Annotated in this window: 16 protein-coding genes; 13 read left to right on the top strand and 3 right to left on the bottom strand. The window is 37.1% G+C overall.

Going from position 1 to position 24,686, the window contains the following annotated elements:
• Positions 1-188: 188 nt before the first annotated feature.
• The 5 genes from H6W52_RS04895 (at position 189) to metF (ending at position 7,385) form a co-directional block, all read left to right on the top strand.
• A complete protein-coding gene (locus H6W52_RS04895; RefSeq protein WP_116095894.1) occupies positions 189-1,355 on the top strand; it encodes an O-succinylhomoserine sulfhydrylase in 1,167 nt (388 codons plus the stop codon).
• A 64-nt stretch (positions 1,356-1,419) separates the two neighbouring features.
• Positions 1,420-2,430: a homocysteine S-methyltransferase family protein gene (locus tag H6W52_RS04890; RefSeq protein WP_116095896.1), complete on the top strand. Its 1,011-nt coding sequence runs from the start codon at positions 1,420-1,422 to the stop codon at positions 2,428-2,430.
• An 83-nt stretch (positions 2,431-2,513) separates the two neighbouring features.
• Positions 2,514-3,605 carry a fatty acid desaturase family protein gene (locus H6W52_RS04885; protein ID WP_116095898.1) on the top strand — a complete coding sequence of 364 codons (1,092 nt, stop codon included), beginning with the start codon at positions 2,514-2,516 and terminating at the stop codon, positions 3,603-3,605.
• A gap of 4 nt (positions 3,606-3,609) precedes the next feature.
• Positions 3,610-6,276 carry a methionine synthase gene (metH, locus tag H6W52_RS04880; protein ID WP_116095900.1) on the top strand — a complete coding sequence of 889 codons (2,667 nt, stop codon included), beginning with the start codon at positions 3,610-3,612 and terminating at the stop codon, positions 6,274-6,276.
• Between the two features lie 149 nt (positions 6,277-6,425).
• Entirely contained in the window at positions 6,426-7,385 is a 960-nt protein-coding gene (gene metF / locus H6W52_RS04875; RefSeq protein WP_059137971.1) for a methylenetetrahydrofolate reductase [NAD(P)H], read from the top strand.
• Positions 7,386-7,474: 89 nt separating this feature from the next.
• On the opposite strand, the gene H6W52_RS04870 is transcribed toward metF, so the two are convergent.
• A complete protein-coding gene (locus tag H6W52_RS04870; protein ID WP_116095902.1) occupies positions 7,475-8,629 on the bottom strand; it encodes a hypothetical protein in 1,155 nt (384 codons plus the stop codon).
• Positions 8,630-8,726: 97 nt separating this feature from the next.
• Between H6W52_RS04870 and folE the strand changes: the two genes are divergently transcribed.
• From folE to H6W52_RS04830, 8 genes are all read left to right on the top strand, one after another.
• Positions 8,727-9,392: a GTP cyclohydrolase I FolE gene (gene folE, locus H6W52_RS04865; protein WP_076395046.1), complete on the top strand. Its 666-nt coding sequence runs from the start codon at positions 8,727-8,729 to the stop codon at positions 9,390-9,392.
• Positions 9,393-9,405: 13 nt separating this feature from the next.
• Entirely contained in the window at positions 9,406-9,837 is a 432-nt protein-coding gene (locus H6W52_RS04860; protein WP_116095904.1) for a DinB family protein, read from the top strand.
• 127 nt (positions 9,838-9,964) lie between these two features.
• Entirely contained in the window at positions 9,965-11,431 is a 1,467-nt protein-coding gene (gene cysS / locus H6W52_RS04855; RefSeq protein ID WP_116095906.1) for a cysteine--tRNA ligase, read from the top strand.
• Positions 11,432-11,684: 253 nt separating this feature from the next.
• A complete protein-coding gene (locus tag H6W52_RS04850) occupies positions 11,685-12,851 on the top strand; it encodes a T9SS type A sorting domain-containing protein (RefSeq protein ID WP_116095908.1) in 1,167 nt (388 codons plus the stop codon).
• 125 nt (positions 12,852-12,976) lie between these two features.
• A complete protein-coding gene (locus H6W52_RS04845; protein ID WP_116095910.1) occupies positions 12,977-15,628 on the top strand; it encodes a 4-alpha-glucanotransferase in 2,652 nt (883 codons plus the stop codon).
• A 136-nt stretch (positions 15,629-15,764) separates the two neighbouring features.
• Positions 15,765-16,775 (top strand): hypothetical protein, encoded by a 1,011-nt coding sequence (locus tag H6W52_RS04840; RefSeq protein WP_116095912.1) that lies wholly within the window; start codon positions 15,765-15,767, stop codon positions 16,773-16,775.
• A 178-nt stretch (positions 16,776-16,953) separates the two neighbouring features.
• Positions 16,954-17,397: a hypothetical protein gene (locus tag H6W52_RS04835; protein WP_087707892.1), complete on the top strand. Its 444-nt coding sequence runs from the start codon at positions 16,954-16,956 to the stop codon at positions 17,395-17,397.
• 128 nt (positions 17,398-17,525) lie between these two features.
• Positions 17,526-18,035, top strand: a complete 510-nt coding sequence (locus H6W52_RS04830; protein ID WP_116095914.1) for a ferritin — start codon at positions 17,526-17,528, stop codon at positions 18,033-18,035.
• Between the two features lie 74 nt (positions 18,036-18,109).
• On the opposite strand, the gene H6W52_RS04825 is transcribed toward H6W52_RS04830, so the two are convergent.
• Together H6W52_RS04825 and H6W52_RS04820 are read right to left on the bottom strand one after the other, a co-directional pair.
• Positions 18,110-21,106, bottom strand: a complete 2,997-nt coding sequence (locus H6W52_RS04825) for a S8 family serine peptidase (RefSeq protein WP_116095916.1) — start codon at positions 21,104-21,106, stop codon at positions 18,110-18,112.
• 332 nt (positions 21,107-21,438) lie between these two features.
• On the bottom strand, positions 21,439-24,579 hold the full coding sequence (locus H6W52_RS04820; RefSeq protein WP_185216486.1) for a UvrD-helicase domain-containing protein: 3,141 nt from the start codon (positions 24,577-24,579) through the stop codon (positions 21,439-21,441).
• Between the last annotated feature and the right edge of the window lie 107 nt (positions 24,580-24,686).

The following is a 24,686-nucleotide window of genomic DNA, read 5'->3' as shown; positions in this document are numbered from 1 at the left end:
CCTATGGAACGAAATAAAACAGCGTTTAAACCCGAAGGGTTCAATATTAGTAGCCGTAGGTGAAAACCTATGGAAAAAAATAAAACAACGTTTAAACCCGAAGGGTTCAATATTAATAGCCGTAGGTGAAACCTATGGAATGAAATAATAACAAACAACCGTAAATAAAACCTACGGAAAATATAGAAATGGAAAACGAAAATTTTGAAACCTTTGCCATAAGAACCCAGACTGAAAGAACCCAGTTTGATGAGCATTCAACACCTTTGTATCTTACATCCAGCTTTATTTTTCAGGATGCGGAAGACATGAGGGCGAGCTTTGCGGAAGAAAAACCAAAAAATTTATACAGCCGTTTTTCAAATCCGAACGTAACAGAATTTACCGATAAAATTGCCAAAATGGAAGGCGCAGAAGCAGGGTATGCCTTTGCCACAGGAATGGCTGCGATTTACTCCACATTTGCGACTTTATTAAATGCCGGAGATCATATTGTAAGCTGTCAGTCCGTTTTCGGTTCTACGCATACTTTGTTCACAAAATATTTCCCGAAATGGAATATCGAAACAACCTATTTTAAAGCAGAAGACGCCGAAAATGTAGAAAAATATATTCAGCCCAATACAAAAATTTTATATCTGGAAACACCGACCAATCCTGCGATTGAAGTTTTGGATTTAGAATTTTTCGGGCAGATTGCAAAAAAGCATAACTTAATTTTCGTTGTGGATAACTGCTTTGCAACACCTTACCTGCAACAGCCGATAAAATACGGAGCAGACATTGTGGTGCATTCGGCAACCAAATTAATTGACGGGCAAGGTCGTGTTTTAGGCGGAGTAGCGGTCGGAAGAGACGACCTGATCCGTGAAATCTATCTTTTCGCGAGAAATACAGGGCCTGCAATGTCGCCTTTCAACGCCTGGGTTTTGTCTAAAAGTCTCGAAACATTGGCAATTCGTGTAGAAAAACATTGCGAGAATGCCTTAAAAGTTGCTGAATTTTTAGAAAACAATCCCAATGTAGAATTGGTAAAATATCCGTTCTTAAAATCTCATCCAAGCTACGAAATTGCAAAAAGACAGATGAAGCTAGGTGGAAACATCGTAGCCTTCGAAATCAAAGGCGGAATTGAAGGCGGAAGAAATTTTTTAGATAAAATAAAAATGTGTTCCCTTTCCGCAAACTTAGGCGATACGAGAACCATAGTAACGCATCCTGCTTCTACAACGCACTCCAAATTATCCGATGAAGAAAGAAACGAAGTCGGAATTACTGCAGGTTTGGTTCGTTGTTCGGTAGGTCTGGAAAATGTGGAAGATATCATTGCAGATTTAAAACAGGCGTTGGATTAACAACGAACCCGAAGGGTTCAACAATAATAACCGTAGGTGCAACCTATGGAAAAAAATATAATAAATGAAAAATTCAGAACAATTATACAAAGCATTATCCGAAAGAATTTTAATTCTCGACGGAGCGATGGGAACCATGCTTCAGCGGTATAAATTCGAAGAAGAAGATTACCGTGGCGAACGTTTCAAAAACTGGGAACATCCGGTAAAAGGAAACAATGATTTGTTGTCTTTAACGCAGCCCCATGCAATAGAAGAAGTTCACAAAAAATACCTTGAAGCGGGAGCAGACATCATCGAAACCAATACATTTTCAGGAACAACCATTGCCATGGCAGATTATTACATGGAAGATCTCGTTTACGAACTGAATTACGAATCTGCAAAAATTGCAAGAAAAGCCTGCGACGAGTACACTGCAAAAAATCCGGATAAACCAAGATTTGTGGCAGGTTCCATAGGTCCAACCAACAGAACCGCAAGTTTAAGCCCCGATGTAAACGATCCCGGATACAGAGCGATTACTTTTGATGAACTGAGAATCGCTTACAAACAGCAGTGCGAAGCTTTATTGGATGGAGGATCAGATATTCTTTTGGTAGAAACCATTTTCGATACATTGAATGCAAAAGCGGCACTTTTCGCCATTGATGAGATTAATGAAGAAAGAGGAATTAATATTCCGATCATGGTTTCAGGAACAATCACGGATGCTTCAGGAAGAACATTGAGCGGACAGACAGCAGAAGCGTTTTTGATCTCAGTTTCCCATTTAAATCTTTTAAGTGTAGGTTTTAACTGTGCTTTAGGAGCAAACCAATTAACGCCTTATCTGGAAACACTGGCTCATAATTCAGAATTTGCTGTCTCAGCTTATCCGAATGCAGGTTTACCGAACGCTTTCGGAAAGTATGATGAGACACCGGAAGATATGGCGAGTCAGATTAAAGAATATGTGGAGAAAGGATTAATTAATATTATCGGAGGCTGCTGCGGAACAACGCCGGAACACATCAAGGCAATTGCAGATCTGGTTTCGCAATATCCGCCAAGAAAATTGAAAGAATTGGTCTGAAATAATAGAATTTTTTAATTAAATCATAAGAAAAAGGAACAGTTTTTAATATTATCTTTAATTATCACACAAAATTAAATATAATGGAAAAACCTATTTACTTTAAAGATCCGGAAGATGCCAGATTATTTAATGAACTCAGAAAAAAAGTGAACCAAAGAGTAGAATCTATTCCTGAAAACAGGGACATTTACATTCAGATCAAAGCAGTTATTCTGCCTTTGGTCTATTTCGGTTTATATGTCTTTGCACTTCTACATGCAGATCAGTCTGGAATTTATATCCTGAGTTTCATTCTGATGGGACTTTCTCTTGTTTTAATTTATCTGAATTTAATTCACGAAGCGGCTCACAATAATATTTTTAAAAGTAAAAGACTGAACAGTCTGGTTTTACAGATTTTCGATTTTGTGGGAGCCAACTCCTACATCTGGAAGAAAAGACACATCGCAAGCCATCACGCCTATCCCAATGTAGACGGTTGGGACACAGACATTGAGCAGAGCGGATTGCTGTTAATCGTTCCGTGGATCAAAGCAAAAGGAATTCAGAAATATCAGCATCACTTTTTCTTTCTGGTCTATCCTTTATATCTGTTCAACTGGATGTTTATCCGTGATTTCAGAGATTTTTTCGATAACGAAAGAGTGATCCTGAAAACGCAGGGAGCGATTCCGGTAAAAGAAAAAATTAAAATGGTGGCGTATAAACTGTTTTATTTTTTCTATCAGATCGCCGTTCCCGTTCTGTTTTTTAAAGTGTCTTTAGGCTTGGCTTTGGGAGCATGGTTTTTACAGGTAATTGCAGCGAGTATTTTTGCGCTTTTTGTTTTGTTGCCACTGCATCCGCTTCCCGATAATGCCTTCCCGAAACTTGATGAGAAAAACGGACTTCCTTTTAGCTGGCTTCACCATCAGTTTGAAGTCACCAACGATTTAAAAGAAAATAACTGGTTTGTGCGGAATATTTTGGGGAATTTCAACTTTCACGTTGCCCACCATCTTTTTCCGAATTACAGTTATGCTTATTATAATGAAATTACAGAAGAAATCGAGCAGTTTGCCAAAGAACACGGCTTAGCATACAAAAGATTTCCACTGACCACCGCTTTGGGCAAACATGTGGATTTGCTGAAGCAAAATGCGAATAATGCATATTTTATTTTAGAAGAATAAATTGATGAAATATTTAAGATTATCGGGGCTTGAGCCTTTGATTATTACACCGGAAAGTAACTTTATCAACGTTGGGGAAAGAACCAATGTTGCCGGTTCAAAGAAATTTTTAAGATTAATAAAAGAAGAAAAGTTCGGGGAAGCGCTCGATATTGCACGTCATCAGGTTGAAGGAGGTGCACAGATTCTCGACGTTAATTTTGACGATGGACTGATCGACGGAAAGGCTTCCATGATAAAATTTTTAAACCTGATTGCCTCAGAACCGGACATCGCAAGGATTCCTCTCATGATCGATTCTTCAAAGTGGGAAATTCTGGAAGCAGGATTGCAGGTTGCACAGGGAAAATGCGTGGTTAATTCCATCAGCTTAAAAGGAGGTGAAGAAGAATTTATCAAACAGGCGAAAGCGATTAAAAGATATGGAGCAGCCGTTATTGTCATGGCTTTTGATGAGGTGGGACAAGCCGATACCTACGAACGCAGAATCGAAATATCAAAACGTTCCTATGATATTTTAGTGAATCGTTTAAATTTCCCTGCAGAAGACATTATTTTCGATTTAAATATTTTTCCTGTGGCAACGGGAATGGATGAACACCGCAGAAATGCCATCGATTTTATTGAAGCAACAAGATGGGTTCGTCAGAATCTTCCGTATGCATCCGTGAGCGGAGGAGTTTCCAATGTCTCGTTCTCGTTCCGTGGAAATGATACGGTGAGAGAAGCGATGCACTCGGTTTTCCTATATCACGCTATTCAGGCAGGAATGAATATGGGAATCGTAAATCCTGCCATGCTGGAAGTATATGATGAAATCAATAAAGAACTTCTGGAGCTTGTTGAAGATGTGATTCTCGATAAAAGAGAAGATGCTACAGAAAGGCTTCTTGATTATTCTGAAAAACATAAATCAGTCAAAAAAGAAAAGGTTGAAGATTTAGAATTGAGAAATCATCCTTTGCAGGAAAGAATCACCCATGCTTTGGTAAAAGGAATCGACCGTTTTATCGAGGAAGATGTGGAGGAAGCAAGATTACAGGCAGAAAAACCGCTTCATGTTATTGAAATTAATTTAATGACCGGAATGGGCGTTGTGGGAGATCTGTTCGGAAGCGGAAAAATGTTCTTGCCACAGGTTGTAAAATCGGCGCGGGTCATGAAAAAAGCAGTGGCGTATTTACAGCCATTCATCGAAGCGGAAAAAGACGGAACAAAACCTGCCAACGGAAAAATTTTGATGGCAACGGTAAAAGGAGATGTTCATGATATCGGTAAAAATATTGTAAGCGTTGTGTTAGGCTGTAACAACTACGAAATTGTAGATCTTGGCGTAATGGTTCCTGCTGAAAAAATTATTCAGACTGCGATTGAAGAAAAAGTAGATGTGATCGGACTTAGCGGACTGATTACACCAAGTCTGGACGAAATGGTGTACATCGCGCAGGAACTGGAAAGACAGAATTTAAATTTCCCTTTACTAATTGGTGGTGCAACAACCTCAAAAGCGCATACTGCTGTAAAAATCGATTTAAAATATAAAAATGCAGTAGTTCACGTCAATGATGCTTCCAGAGCGGTAAACGTGGTAAGTTCATTATTGGGTGATAGAAATAAAGAATACGTTGATGATCTGAAAAGTGAATATTCCGAATTCCGTGAAAAGTTCCTGAACAGACAGGTAGAAAAAGACTACGTTTCTATTGAAGAAGCAAGACAGAATAAATTTAAAATCGACTGGGAAAACGAACAAATTTTTACACCCAATCAGTTAGGAATTACCGTTGTTGAAAATCAGGATCTGAAAGAATTATTGCCTTTCATCGACTGGTCACCTTTTTTCAGAAGCTGGGATCTTCACGGCAAATATCCGCAAATTTTAGAAGATGAGGTTGTAGGAGTTCAGGCAAAAGAATTGTTCAAAGATGCGCAGGTAATTTTAAAAAGAATTTTGGATGAAAAGTTATTAACGGCAAAAGCTATTTTCGGAATTTTCAAAGCCAATTCCAACGAAACGGATGATATTTTAATTTTTGATGAAAACAGCTATCAGATAACGAAGTTCATTACTTTGAGACAACAGGCTCAACGTTCAAAAGGGAAAGATTATCTGGCGTTAAGCGATTTTATTGCCCCTGAAAGTTCAGGAAAAACCGATTACATGGGTGCTTTCTGTGTAACGACAGGTTTCGGAACGGATGAACTGGCGCAGGAATACGAAAAAGCGAATGACGACTACAACGCGATCATGGTAAAAGCTTTGGCAGACCGTTTTGCAGAAGCTTATGCAGAATTTTTACATAAAAAAGTGAGAACAGAATATTGGGGGTACGCCAATCAGGAAAATTTAACCAACGAAGAATTAATTGCCGAAAAGTATAAAGGAATTCGTCCCGCTCCGGGTTATCCTGCGTGTCCGGATCATTTGGAAAAACACGCAATCTGGGATCTACTGAAAGTGGAAGAAAATATCGGAGTTTATCTGACGGAAAGTTTAGCAATGTTCCCGACTGCTTCGGTTTCCGGATACTATTTCGGAAGTCCACACGCCAAATATTTTGGATTGGGAAAAATCGCAGAAGACCAGTTGAAAGATTATTCGGTAAGAAAAGGAATTTCTTTGCAGGATGCGAGAAAGTGGTTGAATCCTAATTTGGCAGACGGAATTTAGTTTCAGTTTCGGCGGCGGCAAAGCCGCCGCCGAAACTGAAACTTCAAAATTAAAACAGAATTTAAAAATTATTTTATTGATGATAGTTATTGGTTGTTTGATTTTTCAGTATAACCATCAACAAAAAACTTTCAACAAGCAACAAAAAAATGAAAATCACAGACCATATAAAAAACGCAAACGGAAAAACGTTATTCTCTCTTGAAGTTGTTCCGCCGCAAAAAGGAATCGGGATTGAAGATCTTTATAAAAATATTGATCCTTTAATGGAATTTAAGCCACCATTCATCGACGTTACGACTTCCAGAGAAGAGTATATTTACATCGACAAGGGAAACGGATTAATGGAACGCAGAATTACCCGAATGCGTCCCGGAACTTTAGGAATCTGTGCTTCCATTCAACATAAATATAATGTAGATACCGTTCCGCATCTGCTTTGCGGAGGTTTTACCAAAGAAGAAACAGAATATCTTCTGGTAGACTGTATGTATCTCGGAATTGATAACGTAATGGCTCTCAGAGGTGATGCGATGAAAGGACATCAGTATTTTGAACCGACTCAGGGAGGTCACGGAAGTGCAATGGAATTGGTTCACCAGATTAATGATCTGGGAAGAGGAAAATATCTGCATAATCAGGATGAAATTTGTGATGAGCATAATAAATTCTGCATCGGTGTTGCAGGTTATCCCGAAAAGCATATGGAAGCGCCATCCATGAATTATGATCTGAAATGGCTGAAACAAAAAGTGGATGCGGGAGCAGATTATATCGTGACTCAAATGTTTTTCGATAATAAAAAATTCATTGAATTTGTTCAGAAAGCCAGAGAAATGGGAATCACGGTTCCTATTATCCCGGGAATTAAACCAATTGCCACGAAAAAGCATTTAAAGATTTTACCTCAGATTTTTAAAATTGATCTTCCGGAAGATTTAATAAACGAAGTGGAGAATGCCAAAAATAACGAAGCCGTAAAACAAATCGGAATCGAATGGGCAATCGCACAATGCAGAGAATTGCTGGAATTCGGAGTTCCGGTTCTACATTTCTATTCCATGGGGAAAAGTGATAATATTAAAAAAGTAGCCGGAGCGCTATTCTAATAAAGTGAAAAATGAATATTTGAGAGTTCTGCAGAAATGCAGAACTTTTTTATAGGGTTTCGGCGGCGAAGCCGCCGAAATCTATTGAATCACAAAACAGGATGCCTTTCAAACTCCTTATTCCTGTCAAAAAGATAGCGGTACGTCGCTAATTTTCGTGTGATCGTGGTGTCAAGATTTTCCGCAATTTTAATCATCTTAGGATTAAAATCCCCGATCCACTGCATTTCAGTGATTTTAAAATCTGTATGTTTTCTTAAATGTTGCGTTCCTTCCCAGATCATGTAGCCTTCAAGACCTTTCCTCTGCCATTCAGGAACAACGCCGAAAACCAGACCGACCATTTTTTCGTTCTTCTTAAACTGTTTGATCCAGAGAAACTTCAGCTTTTCCCACATCCCGAATTTTCCGTTCAGATATTTAAACCACTGATTCGTATCCGGAAGATTCATCCACATCGCGATCGGTTTTTCATTTTCGTAAACAAACCATGAAATATGTTCATTGATGATCGGTTTCATCGTTTTAAACATTTTCAGCACTTTAGATTCCTGCATACATTTTCCTTCGCCGTGTGCAGCCCACGCTTTATTATAAATTTCCGTAAAATCTCTGGCGAATTTCTCCAGATTATTTTTCGTCATCGGTTTTGCGGAAAGATCAGAATTTTTACTGTGTTTGGCGTGCATAACCGTAAAAAGTCTCGAAACTTCAGCGAAAATAGGTCTTGAAAAACAAAGCTGCTCAAAATAAATTTTAAATCCGTAGTTCTCAAAAAGCTCTTTGTAATAAGGGAAATTATAATTCATTCCGTACAAAGGTTCGATAAAACCTTCAATTACCAATCCCCAGAATTTGTCACGTTCCCCGAAATTAATCGGTCCGTCCATTGCTTCCATTCCCCTTTCCTGAAGCCAGCTTTTGCAATAATCAAAAATAAAATTTGCAGTTTCCTGATCGTTTACACAGTCGAAAAACCCAATTCCGCCGGTTGGCTGTTTTTGCTGATACGTTTCGTTAATGAAAACCGCAACTTTGCCTACGATTTTATTTTCTTTATTTTTGAACAAAAATCTTGCACATTCGCCGTTTTTAAAAAATCTGTTTTTTTGAGGGTTAAAAATATCTTCGATATCAATATTTCGGGGTCTTATATAGTTTTTGTCTTTTTGATAAAGCCTTGCCGGAAATTCTAAAAATTTCTTTCTCTGAGATTGGTTTTGTACTTTTTCAGCAGTAATCATGGTGTAAAATGATAGTGGGGGTAAAAGATAATGTTTTTCGCCCAAATTAAATATGACGAACAGATTTTATCCGTATTTTTGTGCAAATTAAATAAAAATGGTTGATTTTACGGATAACGACGATGATATTTTCACAGGAAAAGAACATACGCCTATAAGGGAAGATGCTTTTGATAAATCACCGGAAGAAAAGATAGAAAAAATTACCGAACTTTTTGGGGAGATCATGGAAACGCTGGGTTTGGACATGACCGACGATTCTTTAAAAGACTCTCCGAAACGTGTTGCCAAAATGTATGTGAATGAAATTTTCGGAGGACTTCTTCCAGAAAACAAACCGGGAATTTCCACATTTTCAAATAAATACAAATACCGCCAGATGTTGGTGGAAAAAGATATCACTGTTTATTCATTTTGTGAGCATCATTTCCTGCCAATTATCGGAAGAGCTCATGTTGCTTACATTTCGAATGGTGAAGTAATCGGTCTTTCAAAAATCAACAGGATTGTGGATTATTACGCAAAAAGACCGCAGGTTCAGGAAAGACTCACCATGCAGATTGTAAACGCTTTAAAAGAAGCTTTAGGAACAAAAGACGTTGCCTGTATCATTGATGCAAAACACCTTTGCGTTAATTGCAGAGGAATAAAAGATACCGCAAGTTCTACGATTACCGCAGAATTAAGCGGCATTTTCAGAACCAATCCTATCACAAGACAGGAATTTCTTCATTATGTAGGAAGCCATGCAAAATTGGATTAAAGTAATTGAATGAATGGACTATCAGATTCTTAAAAATATTGTAGAGGAAGAACTTCTTAGATTTGCAGAGATCTATGAAGAAGACTGGGCATATAAAATTTCACCTGAAAAATGGTCGAAAAAAGAAATTTTAGGGCATCTTTGTGATAGTGCATTATCAAATATCAGAAGATTTGTAGTCACCCAATATAAAGAAAATGAGAATATTGTCTATGATCAGGATTTTTGGGTAAAAGCCCAGAATTATCAGAATATTCCAACGTCGGATATCATCAGTCTTTGGAAATTTCTGAACCTTCAGATGGTAAATGTGGTTGAGAATATAAAGGATGAAGATCTACAGAAAACCTGTGATATGACGAAGACAGAACCTCAGATTTTTACTTTGGAATTCATCATTAATGATTATATTAGTCATTTACAACATCATTTAAAAGCTATTTAATAATGATAAAATTTAAAAAAGTTTCAGATAAAATTTTTATTACAACAATTATTTGTTGTGAAAGACTTATCCTGAATTAAATTAAAAAAATCATTTATTAATCATCAATTATCATTCATAAGAAATCATGCAACTAAAAATATACAACTCGCTTGCGGGAGAAAAAGAAATATTCAAGCCGATTTTAGAAGGAAATGTAGGAATGTACGTCTGCGGACCGACCGTTTACAGCAATGTACACTTGGGAAATGTAAGAACCTTCCTTTCATTCGACTTCATCTACAGAAGCTTGATGCATTTGGGTTATAAAGTTCGTTATGTAAGAAACATTACCGATGCAGGTCACCTTACCGACGACGGCGACGTGAACAACGACAGATTCGTTAAACAGACTCGTCTCGAAAAGTTAGAACCAATGGAAATTGTACAGAAATACACGGTCGATTTTCATAAAGTGTTGGATATGTTCAATTTGCTTCCTCCGAATATTGAACCGACTGCAACAGGTCATATCGTAGAGCAGATCGAACTTACTCAAAAATTAATAGAAAGAGGATTCGCTTACGAAAGCAACGGTTCTGTGTATTTCGATGTGTTGGAATACAACAGAAGAGGCTTAAACTATGGTGAGCTTTCAAAAAGAAATATAGAAGAACTTTTTGCCAATACCCGTGATCTCGACGGACAGGGCGAAAAGAAAAATCCGCAGGATTTCGCATTGTGGAAAAAGGCTTCTCCGGCACACATCATGAGATGGAATTCGCCTTGGGGAGAAGGTTTTCCGGGATGGCATCTGGAATGTACTGCGATGAGTACAAAATATTTGGGAGAAACTTTCGATATTCACGGAGGCGGAATGGATCTTAAATTTCCGCACCATGAATGTGAAATTGCACAGGGAAAAGCGTGCAATGATGCTTCTCCTGTAAATTACTGGATGCACGCCAATATGTTAACGATGAATTCTCAGCGTATGAGCAAATCCACCGGAAATTATATTTTGCCGATGCAGTTGGTGACAGGGGAAAATGATTTCTTCGAAAAACCATTCCATCCTTCCATCGTTCGTTTCTGCTTTTTGCAGGCGCATTACAGAAGTGTTTTAGACATTTCAAATGATGCCATGATTGCGAGTGAAAAAGGATACACGAGATTGATGGAAGCCATTAAAGTGTTGAACAGCATCACTCCTAATGATGAAAAACAATCCGATTTCAGTCTTGAAGAATGGAAAAATAAAGCGTATGATGCATTAACGGACGATTTTAATTCTCCGGTTTTAATTGCGCATTTATTTGAAGCGGTAAAATATATCTTTGCTTTAAATGATGGAAAGGAAACTGTTTCAACGAAAGATTTAGATGATTTAAAATCTACTTTAAATGCTTGGGTTTTCGACGTTTTGGGACTTCAGACGATTGAGGAAAACAATAATGAAAAACTGGATCAGACCCTGAAAGTTTTAATCGAGTTGAGAAATCAGGCAAGAAAATCAAAAAATTTCGAGCTTTCCGATCAGATCCGCGATAAACTTCTTGCAGAAGGTATCGAACTGAAAGACGGAAGAGACGGAACTTCTTATGTTTTGAATTAAAATAAAGCTTTACGGCTTTTAATATATCTCCCGCAGATTGTACAGATTACGCAGATTTTAAACCAATTTATCTGCTAAATCAGCCAAATCTGCGGGAGTTTTTTTATACATAATACTGTCATTTCGACGAAGGAGAAATCTATTTTCAAAACTTAGCCTAAACCTTATTTTCAAACTAAAAAAATTAAAATCCAATCCAAAAATTACGTAACTTAGTCATAATAAAATGATTAAAAATTTAAATGGATAGACTATGAAAAAACATTTATTCCCTTTATTCCTGCTTTTAATAGGCGCAAACGCTTCGGCACAGCAGGATTTTTTTGCGTTAGTCGGAAAAGACACACAGAGTATTGTGTTTAATGATTTCCGTTCCATCGACGGAACAAGCGGAACTTCCGGAGAACAGATTTTTAATGCAGATTCTTCTGCAAGAGTTTTCTCACAGAGCAGAAACGGCGCTGTAACCGAGGATAAAAATACCTACAATAACGCTCAGGCTGTAAATATGGCAACGCTGGCTTATGATTCTTACAATGATAATCTGGTGTATATGCCGATGTTTTCTTCCAATATTTATGTTTTAAATGCCAAAACAAAGGAAATTACATTGGTGGAAAACAGTGTGGCAAGAGTTACTTCGTGTGACATCAATTCTCATGTAACGAGAATGACAACAGGTTATGACGGAAATATTTACGCGATCAACAATTCCGGAACACAGTTTTTGCAGATCAGCAGAAAAGGAAATCAATATGTGGTTAACGATTTGGGAATCATCAAAGATGACGCTTCCAACGGAAAAAATTCTTTTACCACTATTGAAACAGGTTTCGGAGGAGATATGATTGCCGATGCAGAAAATAATTTCTATGTTTTTTCAGCTTCGGGAAATGTTTTCAAGGTTTCACCTAAAGAAATGAAAGCAAAATTCATAGGAAAAATTGCCGGAATTCCTGAAAATTATTCAGTAAACGGATCTGCCGTAAATTCAAAAGGGAAAGTGGTGATTGCAAGTGCAAAAGGAGCTTCTCTTTATGAAGTGGATCTTACTACTTTACAGGCAAAACCGCTTGGAGGAGAGCAGAATCTGCATATTTATGATTTGGCAAGTAAATATTTTGCGAATGATAAAGCCGTTTCTAATAATGCTTATGCCAATCTGGATATTTATCCGACAAGAGTGGATGAAAAGTACATTAACGTTAATGTAAATGATAAAGCTGTAAAAGGAAATATTAAACTGAATGTCTTCGATCTCTCAGGAAAAAATGTGATGAAACAGAATTTATCTGTAAAAGACGGTTCTTTAAATCAACAGGTTTATCTTAAAAATCTGATCAGCGGAGCTTATCTGGTAAACATTACCGACGAATCCGGAAAAGTATTATTAAACAAGAAAATTTTAGTTACAGAATAATCTTTAACTTTGTATAAAGCTTAGAAACCTTTTCAGACATTTTGAAAAGGTTTTTTTAATGAATATTTGATATTCAATAAGTTTTATTTTTCAGGATTATAATGTATTTTTATAAAAAAATATAAATGAAGCTATACTTTAATGTAGGTTACAGTGCGAAAGTCGGAGAGAATCTGCAATTGATGATCAAAGATGAAGGCTCTGTACATCAGACTCATGCTATGTTTTACGGAGAAAACGGATTGTGGAAGTGTGAGGTGGATTACTTTTCCAAAACCATATCATATCATTATCAGCTTATCGATGAAAGAGGAAATATTCTTCGCGAGGAGTTTGTTCCGCATCATCTTACTTTTCCGCACAATTACAAGGAATTTGTGGTTTTTGACGAATGGAATAATAAAAATTTTCCTGAAAACTACCTCAATAACAAAATTCTCTATAACAAGCTGAATACATTCAAGCCGGAAAAAGTTTCTGTGCTGAAAAAGCATACGCATTTATTCAGAATAGAGGCTCCGATTTATAATCCGGACTGGAAGATTGTTGTATTCGGAAGTACGGCTTCATTAGGAAATTGGGACTACGAAAAAGCGATTCATCTGTCTCAGACCGATTTCGGCATTTGGGAAACTTCTCTGGAAATTCCTGAAAACGAATTTATTCAATATAAATACTGTCTTTACAGTGCTGCTAAAGGCAAAGTAGTCGATGTGGAAACAGGCGAAAATAGATTTGCTCTTCCCAATCAGTCGAAGGACGTTTTACAGATTGTTTCGGATCATTATTTTAAATTCAAACTGTATCAGATGTATCACGATGCAGGAGTTGCTGTTCCTGTCTTCTCTCTGAGAACGGAAGACGGCTTCGGTGTCGGTGAATTTTCTGATATGAAAAAACTCGCGGACTGGGCAAAAGAAACCAATCTCGGAATTATCCAGATTCTGCCGATTAACGATACAACGGCAAATTATTCATGGACAGATTCTTATCCTTATGCGGCAGTTTCCGTATATGCGCTTCATCCGCAGTATATTTCCCTTGAAAATCTTGATTTTGCGTTACCTAAAGATTTAATTGAAGATTATCAGGCTGAAAAGTCAGAACTAAATTCATTAGAATTAATCAATTACGAAAAGATGATGTTTGGAAAGTGGAAGTATCTGAAAGCCGTTTTCAATGAAGATAAAGAAAAGATTTACAAGGACAGAAACTTCAAGAAATTCATCAAAGATAACGAGAGCTGGCTTCTTCCTTATGCAGCATTCTGTGTACTGAGGGACAAATACAAGACTCCGAATTTCAACGAATGGAAAACGCATAAAAAATATATTGCAGGAAAGGTTTCTACATTTTTTTCAGCAAAAAGTAAAGATTATGATGCTTCTATGCTTCATGCATGGGTTCAGTATCAGCTTCATAAACAATTAAAGGATGCGATTGATTATACGCATAACCTCGGAATTTCCGTGAAAGGAGATCTGCCGATCGGAATCTACAGACATTCTGTGGAAGCATGGACAGAACCTGAACTTTTCGGAATGGATTTTCAGGCAGGAGCACCGCCGGATCAGTTCACCGAATTGGGGCAGAATTGGGAATTCCCTACCTACAATTGGGAGGCCATGAAAGCTGATGATTACAAGTGGTGGAAAAACAGGTTCAAAGCATTGGAACAGTATTTTGATGCGATGAGAATCGACCATATTTTAGGGTTTTTCAGAATCTGGAGAATGCCGGTTTCTGCAACTCAGGGAATTTTAGGGTATTTTTATCCTGCCGTTCCTATTACGCTGGAAGAATTCAATGCGAGACATATTCCTTTTAATTTCGACAGATATTGCAAACCTTTTATTAATGATCATATTCTCTGGAAATATTTAGGCGAAAACAGCGGAAAAGCGCTTGAGTTCATCAATAACAACCAGAACGGAACCTATTCATTTAAAGAAGAATTTAATACACAGCGTAAATTAGCCGACTTTTTTAAGAAAAATCCACGAGGTCCGATTGAAGATCAGTTGATTTCTCTTTGTGCCAATGTTTTATTTTTAATTGAGGAACGAAACGGACAGGTTGTTTATCATCCGAGATTTAATGTGTACAACACAGAATCTTACAAATATCTTTCGGATTGGGAGAAAAAATCGATCTATGACCTGTATCACGACTATTTCTTCAAAAGACAGGATCATCTTTGGTATGAAAAAGCAATGGAGAAACTTCCGATGATTCTTAATGCTACAGAAATGCTGATCTGCGGAGAAGATTTAGGCCTTGTTCCGGACTGCGTTCCTGTTGTGATGGATGAACTCGCGATTATTGCTTTAAAAGTTCAGAGAATGCCTTCAGATAATATTCCTTTTTATAATCCAAAAGATGCAGGCTATCTGAATGTTGTTACGGCTTCCTCACATGACAGTTCGACGTTGAGACAGTGGTGGAAAGAAGATTCTGCGCTTACACAGAAATATTTCAATCAGCAGTTGACACAGTATGGAAAAGCTCCGGAAGAACTGGATCCTCACTTAGCTGAAATTATAATGAAACAGCATCTTTATAATGATTCGATGCTGGCAATTTTCCCGATTCAGGAGTTTTTAGCAACCGATAAAAATCTTCGCAATCCTAAAATGGATAATGAAAGAATCAACAATCCTGCGGTTTTTCCACATTACTGGAGATACAGAATGCATCTTAATCTGGAAGATCTGAAACAGCAGAAAGATTTCAATCAGAAAATAGCCTACTGGATTAAAGATAGCGGAAGAATATAAATTTAACATTTGATTATCAATTAGTTAATAATAAATTAAAAGAAGTTGGATCGGAAGATTTAACTTCTTTTTTTTATTTATATCCAAAAGATAGAAGAGAAAATTCGACTATATTAACCAATTAACGACTATAGAAATGAAAAAAATATTAATCAGTTTTGCTTTGGGCATGGCGACTTTATCGTTTGCTCAGCAGTATCCGAATAATGGTTGGGAAGATGACGGCTATTATCAGAATGACGGAGGATATTACAGTGATGAAGACGATCAGAATTATTTCCCGGACGACTATTACTACAATTATCCGCAGGATTATTATCCACAGGATTATTACCAGACCAATTACAATGATTACAGGAACAGCATTATAAGCATCAACTGGAATGGCTTTTTTGCCCAAAACAGGCTGAATCGTTGGCAGATAGACCAGATCTTAAGACTGAATAATCTGTATGTAAGTTTCTCCACATGGAATAATTTCTACAGATACAATCCGGACAGATGGTATTATGACAGATTCTACGCGTTGGAAAGAATTTTGGGACCGAGAGTTTTCGTGGTATTCCAGAATAATTATTACAGAGGATACAGTCCTGTAGTTTATTTTCAGAATTACCGAAGAACGCATTATGCAGGAATTTGCAGACCGATACCGCGTTACAGAAATATAAACATCAATATCTACAGAGTAGACAGAAACAAATTCCGTAGATATGATAATCCGACCTTTAATATTGTAAGAGGAAGCGACAGACCGAACAACGGTTTCCGTGGAGGTGTAAGAGACGGTAATAACGGTGGTTTCCGTAATCAGGCAGAAAACAGAAACAATAATCCGGTTTTCAGAAATGATAACGGAGTAAGAAATAATGGAGGCTTCCGTGGCGGAAATGAAACAGGAGGTACAAGAAATAACGGAAGTTTCAGAAATGAAAGAGCGGAGAACAACAGCGGAACCAGAGGTGGCGGTTTCAGAGGAGGAGAAGTAAGAAGAGAAGAAGCTCCGAGACAGGAAAATAACGGAGGCGGTTTCAGGAATAACGGTGGTTTCAGAAGAAGTGAAAATGCTGCTCCAAGAGAACAGAACAGAGGAGGAGGAGAAAGCAGAGGAAACAGCGGATTCCGAACCGGATTTGCAAAGAATTAATTTTCATATATTATATTTAAGTGGTGTGAGGGCAGATATTTATGATCTGCTCTTTTTTTTATTTTATGATTGAAAAATTCGTGTTAAAATTTAACATTTTTTATGAGGTTTGTCTTTTAACTTTCTTTTTAACTAATAATCAAAAAGATGTATAACAATTAATTAAAGATTTAAAAAAATGAAAAAGTTAGTTTTAGCAATAGCATTTATCGGAATGGGAAGTTTTGCAATGGCACAGCAGACAACTCCGACACCTCAGGACAGACAGGCAAAAAGAGCGGAAATGAAAGAAAAATTTCAGCAGAGAGAACAGGAACATATGGCGCAGATGCAGAAAGATTTAAATTTAAATCAGGCTCAGGTAGATAAAATTAAAGCACTTCACGAAAAAAGAAAAGCTGAAATGAAAGCTGATTTTGAGAAAAACAAAGATCAGAGACAGGCAAAAAGAGCACAGATGGATGCCGATATGAAACAGATTCTTACTCCTCAGCAATATGATAAATGGCAGGCAGACAGAAAAGCAAAAATGGAGCAGAGAAAAGTGGCAATGAAAGAAAGAGGAATGAAAGGCGGAAGAATGCACAAACCAATGAATACGGCGGCTCCGGATGCAAATTAAGTAGTTTATAATTTTGATTTTTTAATGTGTGAGAGGACGGGATTTATTCCGTCCTTTTTCATTAAATTCTATTAAAACTTTTGATTTCGGGGTTTTATTCCCTAATTTTGACTGAAAATTTACGAATTATGGTTAGCGAAAAAATTGCAAAATTAATTAACGAACAAATAGCTCACGAACAATACGCTGCACAATATTATCTTTCTATGTCTGCATGGTTTTCCGGTAAAGATCTGGACGGGATCGCCAATTATTTCCGTGTACAGAGCAAAGAAGAATTAATGCATGCTGATAAGATGTTCGACTATTTAAATGATGTAGGCGGAGAAATCATCATTGGTGAAATCGCAAAGCCACCCCACGAATTTGCAAACGCAATCGACATTTTTGAAAAAGCTTTGGAACACGAGAAAAAAGTGACCAAAAGTATCTTCAATATCGTGAAAAATGCAAATGACGAAGGTGATTTTGCAACAACTTCTTTTCTGCAGTGGTTCATCAACGAACAGGTAGAAGAAGAAGCAAGCGCATCTCAGTTGGTTACGAAAATTAAAATGGTAAGCGATAATCCATCCGCTTTATATCTGTTTGATCAGGAATTGGCGCAAAGAGTTTTTGCACCGGATACAACAGCTTAATATTTATTTTACAGCATAAAAAACGAAAAGAGCAGAAATTTCTGCTCTTTTTTGTTGATAATTATATTTAATTCTTAATGTTTTACTATCAGATGGATAGATTTTTTCTCAGAATTAGCGAGAATACTTACTACGTAAACTCCATTCGGAAGATCGTTAATAGAAAATACTTTTCTGCTGATTCCTTTTCTTAAAGATTCGGATTCTGAAATCGTTTTAAGTGTTTTTCCGTTATAATCTGCCAATACGATATTTACTTTTGCATCTTCAGCCAGATTAAATTCTAAAGTAGCATTGGAAGAAGCCGGATTTGGAGATAATTTCACATCCTGTAAAATGGCAGACTGAGCTTTTGCCTGTCTGCATTTGTCGTCGCAGAACTGCTCTCCGTCTGAAGGTTCTTTCTGGTTGATGGTAATCAGGAAATGACAAACACTTCCGTACAACTCATCAGGACTTCCTGTAATGGTTTGAGTAGCGGCAAAATCATAGCTTTCCGGTGAGGTAATACTTGTGTTTTCCTGTTGGAAACTAAGCGCAACAGGGAAATATTCGCCTGCTTTCAGCCTGATATTTTTAAGGGAAGCGTTCTGAAGATCTGTGATGATAAATTCATGTTCATTGTAATTCAGCACCTGCATTCCTTCCATTACTTTTCCTCCGTTTTCCCATCTTTCCCAGGCTATATCATTTAGTTTTACTACAATATTTCCTACGCTTTTGAAAGGCACGTTAGAATCTTTTACCAAATTGAATTTAACATCAAAATTCTTTTCAAAATCAAAATAATTTCCGAAGAAGAATCCTGATTTTTTAGGGAAAGTTCCGCTTAAACTTACTAATCTTGTATTTCGGGTTACAACGTTATTATTATTGGTAACATTAGGCTGAATAGGAGCATTCGGACCCGGATTTTCGTTGTACATAGGATCTCCCGGAGATACAATTCTGCCTAAGAAACAAACCTGATTATCGGTAAGCCCTCCATAAATTGCAGGATCTACCGGATTCCATTTGGCATCAATAATATAAGTTTGTCCCGGAGCCAGAGCCGGAATTTTGAATCCCTGACCTGTTGCATATGCATTCGAAGCATTAAATCCTGTATACGGAGTAGTAAGTTCTCCACCTGCCGAAAAACCGTTAATTAACTGTATTCCGTTCCATGAGTTTGGCCATGTTTCGCCGGTAGATCCCATTGTCCAGTATAATCTTGCAAAACTTGGGGCAGAAGTTGTACAGCCGATATTGCGAACTCTGAATCTCATCACATTAAATCCCGGTCCAAGATATCCCGGATCCTGATGGGTAAAGTTTAATAGAGAACTGTTGGTACGTCTGTTCCAGATATCAGGACTCTGATAAATATTTGCCCATGTCGTTGCAGAAGGATTAGGTTCCAGACCGATATCCGCAGAACTGTCGAATGCAGCAAGACTGAATGTTGATTTAGCTCTTTGAACTGCTGCATAAGCATTTACCAATCCATATCCCATCTGGCTATTCCATGTTCCGTTTGGTCTTCCTGAAGTGGAGGCATAAGCATAAAGATCTGTTCTTACCTTTTGAGCAGTCTGTTCTATAATATCTCTTACCTGTTGAGCGGTTAAACAAGGGTTTGCAGATAAAATTAAGGCAGCTACACCGGCAATAACAGGACATGCAGAAGATGTTCCGTTAAAATCAGGGGTATAGTCTGAGGCATTATATCCATTGCCTCCCTGTCTGTCTGTGGTAGGCATTTTCACACCGGGAGCCATAATGTCGAGCTGACTTCCGTAGCAGCTTCCCCACCAGTTTTCTCCGTCACATGAGCCCGGATTTTTTCTTTCACCACAAGGACTTAATGCTCCAACCACTAATATTTGTGGATTCCAGCTTCCTGGATATCTGATCGTGGTATTGTTTTCATTACCTGCAGCAAAAACTACAACCATCCCTTTTCCGCCCCTGCCGTTTACCAAAGCGTTGGTAATTCCGTTTTCGATGATGGTGGAAGGTGCATATCCTCCCCATGAATTGCTGATTACATCTACACCATTTGCTGTAGCCCAGTTGAAACCATTAGCCAATTGTTGAGGAGTATCGGAAAAAGTAAGATTGATACTGATAGAAATTAATTTTGTATTGGGAGCCACACCGCTGATTCCTAAATTGTTGTTTTGAACGGCTCCGGCAATTCCTGCACAGGCGGTACCGTGACTTCCTCTTACCACAGAAGGTGAAGTATTGGTCTGCGCATCATATCCTGATCCGAAAACATTCGCTGAAAGATCCGGATGATTCATTTCGAAACCATGATCAAAGATGGCTGTTTTCACGTTGGCTCCGGTGGATAAAGTCCATGCCGATTCAGCTTTTATATCAATTCCCGCATAAGAAGCCCCAAACTGTCCTGTATTTTTCAGTGACCACTGATTGGGATAAGAAGGATCTGCCGTAGCTTCCAGATTGTGATACATAAATTCCGGTTCTGAAGCTTCAAAAGATCCTGTTTCGTAAAATAAAGCGGACATTTCTATTGCCGTAGGAAGAGTGGAATTTTTAGAACATGAAATCGTAAACCAAAGAGGCATATATTCGTTATAGCCTAATACTTCCACATTGTTTTTCTGTGCTAATTCATTCAGAAGTTTGAGGTCATTTTTTGATTTCAGTTTTACATAGAAATTATTAGACATTCCCATTTTTTGTTTTTCACCGCTTATAAAACAAGGGGATGCAACCAGTACATTGGGATTTTTGTTTTTTTCAGCGATATTGGCAATGTATTGTTCGTCTGAAATATGGGCGTCGGATTCAATTTCTACATAATAGCTTTTTTTATCGCTTGCCACTTTTTTCCCGTCATTCAAAAGAGAATTTTTGGTAAAATTTTCAACAATCGGGGTGGTTGTTTTAAAATTTCTTGCAACATCTGTATTGGCAGACGAAATGGCAATTGATGATTTGTCTAACTGAAGGAAATATTTTTTCCCTTTGTAGTAATAAAAATACTTAGAAGCTGTTTGTGCGCTTATGCTCAGGATCATGAAGAGCGATAAGATGAATGTAAATATTCTAATTTTCATAATACTTTGTTTAATGGTTAAAATTTTTTTTAATGATCTGATTTTTAATCTAAGGTGGTTTGAATAGAATTTCTGGCATAATTCATGTATTTAAGATTAATAGAATTTTATTTTTAAAATACTAATAGTCAGTGTTTTAAATTATATCTTATTAAAGGTAAATGAATTGGGTTTAAATTGCCAGTTATAGTAATTAACTGTCATCACATATTGATTAAGTGTAATGAAAAACAGAATAAGTGTTAATTTATACTTAAGAAAAATAGATCGTAAAACGTCTACGGCGGCACCTTTGGTGCCGCCGTAGACGTTTCTTAATACAATATTTGAGATTACAAATAAATAAGCTGCGTTTTCAAAACCTTTCTACCCAGCTTTTCCAGAATATTTTTATAATGGGCAATCTGTCTGTCATTTTTCTCAGATTCTTCACCTGTTTTAAAATCTACAATGACGTAGCCTTCAGGACTCTTTAAAATTCTGTCTGGACGATACACGCTGCTTTCACCGTTTTCGGAAATCATGATATCTTTTTCATTGATAACCTGCCATTTTTCATCAAAAAATTCGGCGTTATTTTCTATAATTTCTTCTAAATTTCTCTCAATTTCTGTGCTTTCCTCAATAGTTATCTGTCCTTCCAGAACGTAACATTCCAGAACTTTTCTGATGTCTTTTGCCGTATTGATTTGGGATAATAATTCATGGACAAAAAGCCCGATTCTTACTTTTTCAACCCGTACCTGATAATTTTTTGACGGAGTGGCAATCTTAATCGATGTATTTTTTTCGTTGATATTTTTTAAATTCTGAATATCCTTCGTTTCAAAATGAGAGGTTTTGTCCCTTGAATGTTTTTTCAGCATCTCGGGATTCACTTCATACAGATCAAATTCATCTAGATTTTCCGGATTTTTAGACTGTAAAAACTCCAGCAATTCAAGATTGTTAGACGTTTTATTCGCTTTCTGAATATAAAAATACAATTGCTCTACCGGTCGCGTTGTCGCAACGTATTGCAGACACAGCCTGTCTACAAAGTTTTTATAAGAATTCTGGAGATTGAAATACTGGATTTCCTCGTCATACACCTCAAGATTTTTACTGAACTGATTAATATTAACCGACTTTAAAGCACTGTCATTGCTCGTTTCAAACCAATTGGTGAACTCAGCATCACGATTTTTATTAATCATTGGGATAAAAACAATCGGGAACTCCAACCCTTTTGCTTTGTGGATCGTCATAATCTGGATCGCATCAATATTTTCCGAAGCCTGAATCGTATATGCAGAAGCCTCTTCATCCCAATATTTCAGAAATTCTTTCGTACTCGCTCCTGCATTTTGTGTAAAATTGAAAAGCATTTCGAGAAAGTTCAGCAGGAAATCAGTCTCCTTATTTTCAACAGAAAATTCATTAATGTAATACTCAACAAAGTTGTACAGATTGAATCTCGGGAAATTGTCCTGCTTAAGCTTCAGAGCGTATTTTTCCTGAATAAAGTGTAACGTTTCTTCGTGCGTTTCAATTCCTAAAATTTCCTTCATTTCCAGGGTAAAATCTGCCATCTGAATTCTTCCCAGTTTGTTCAGGTAATACATCATCATGATCAGATTCGGCTTATTCTTAGGATTGCTTTCCCATCGCAGGAATTCAACAACGGCTTTAAGCGTGTTGGATAATTCTAAGGTAAGACCTTTATCGGAAATCGTTTTAATATTCGTTTCCTCTCCTTTGTAATTTACCTTTAGATTTCCCAGTTTTTGAGAATAGCTGAAAATATCAAAATTTCCACGGCATAGAATCGTAATGTCTGAAAATTTAAAGCCATTATCCAGAATCTCCTGAATATCTTTCCTCATGCTTTCAGACGTATCGTTGTAAAAATCCTCATTCGTAAGATTTTCTATCAGATTTACTTTTACACGTCCTTCGATCGACGATTTCGGATTTTGTTCGGCATCAGTTCCGAAAATATTTTTATGCTCTTCCGATAAAGATTCCGAATGAAATTTATACAGTTCATTATTAAAGTGAACAATATTCTTCGCGCTTCGCCAATTGTCTTTTAAAACCAGCAAATCTGCCTGTTTGGGAGAAAATTCTTTTTTGTTGATGATATCGAGCATCAGTTTACTTTCCCCTCCACGAAAGCGGTAAATACTCTGTTTTGGGTCTCCAACCAACGTAAAAGAAGTATTTTCTGATGAAATCGCATGATCTCTCAAAGGAAGGAAATTTTGCCACTGTAATTCTGAAGTATCCTGAAATTCATCAAAAAAATAGTGCTGAAACTGGGAGCCTACTTTTTCATAAATAAAAGCCGAAGGCTCATTCCGAAGGTTTTCGTTAATTAAAATATTAAATTTAGAAAGCAAAACAAGGTCGTTTTCTTCCTCAATTTTTTTCAGCTCATCCTGAATGTCTTTATTTACCTTTAAAGGCAGAAGCGCGGATAAAATTTTCTCTTTTTTCTGGGTTTCTATGTACAGCCGAATAAGCTGCATTCTGTAATCAAGAAGCTGATCGAGAATTTCAAGAATTTCAGCTTCCTTGTTTTTTGATTTTGCCGAAGCTCCTTTCCGGTAATTGTTCACAACAGATTCTTCCGCAGTCGTTGGAAAAGGAAAACCCGGTCTTTTCTGATGATAAAAGTCTAATACTTTCGTAAAAAATCCTCCGATTCCGTTTTTTCCCTGTGCAAAATCTTCGATTTCAATATTCCTGGACCTGAATAATTCGATGGATCGTGTAGCGAGTTCAATTGCCTGTTTTTTGTTCTGGGCAATTTCTTTTCGAAGCGTGTCTTTGATGTTCTCATAATTCGTGCTGTCGAAATCCTTATTGTTCTTAAGGTGTTCGTAATGAATGTCTTTCACAAATTCTTTTGCCGAACCATAAAGACTTTTATTCAGGTTGATTCTTTCGTTATTTTCGAGACTGTAATCCACATAATCCATGAAAGAGTTGGAGATCACTTCGTTTTCGCCAATCTGATCGAGCATTTTATCAACCGCTTCGATTAGAAAAGGTTCCGCTTCAATTTCCAGATTGAAGTTTTTGGCAAGTCCCAGTTCATAAGAAAAGCTTCTTACCAGTCGCGAATTAAAACGGTCGATTGTTCCGATATTTAGAGTAGAATAATTATGAAGCACGTAATCGAGCATTTTTTTTGCACGGTGATGCAGCTCATCAATCGTTATTTTCAGTCCTTCTTCTTCAAATGCCTTTTGAATATTTTTTAAATCCGGATTTTCTGCAAAATTATCATTGGAAAAATTTCCAAGCCACGTCAGAATTCTTTCCTTCATCTCATTGGCAGCCTTGTTGGTAAAAGTCAATGCCAGAATATTCCTGATCGACTGCTGCTGATTAGGATACCGGAGACAGATCATTAAAAGCCTCTGCACCAAAGCATAGGTTTTCCCAGAACCTGCCGAAGCATTAATTACCGTATAAGAATTTTGCATTTTTAGTGGAATTCAAAGTGCAAGTTAGCTAATTTTTAAGTGAAATTTTAACAATTTTCTGCTGCTATTTAACAGTTTTAAAAATAAAATTCTAAAAGAAATCCTAA

Source organism: Chryseobacterium sp. C2(2020) (assembly GCF_014218915.1).
GTDB classification, from domain to species: domain Bacteria; phylum Bacteroidota; class Bacteroidia; order Flavobacteriales; family Weeksellaceae; genus Chryseobacterium; species Chryseobacterium mucoviscidosis.
Note: the sequence above shows the minus strand (reverse complement) of the source record. Positions and strands in the feature narration are given on the sequence as shown.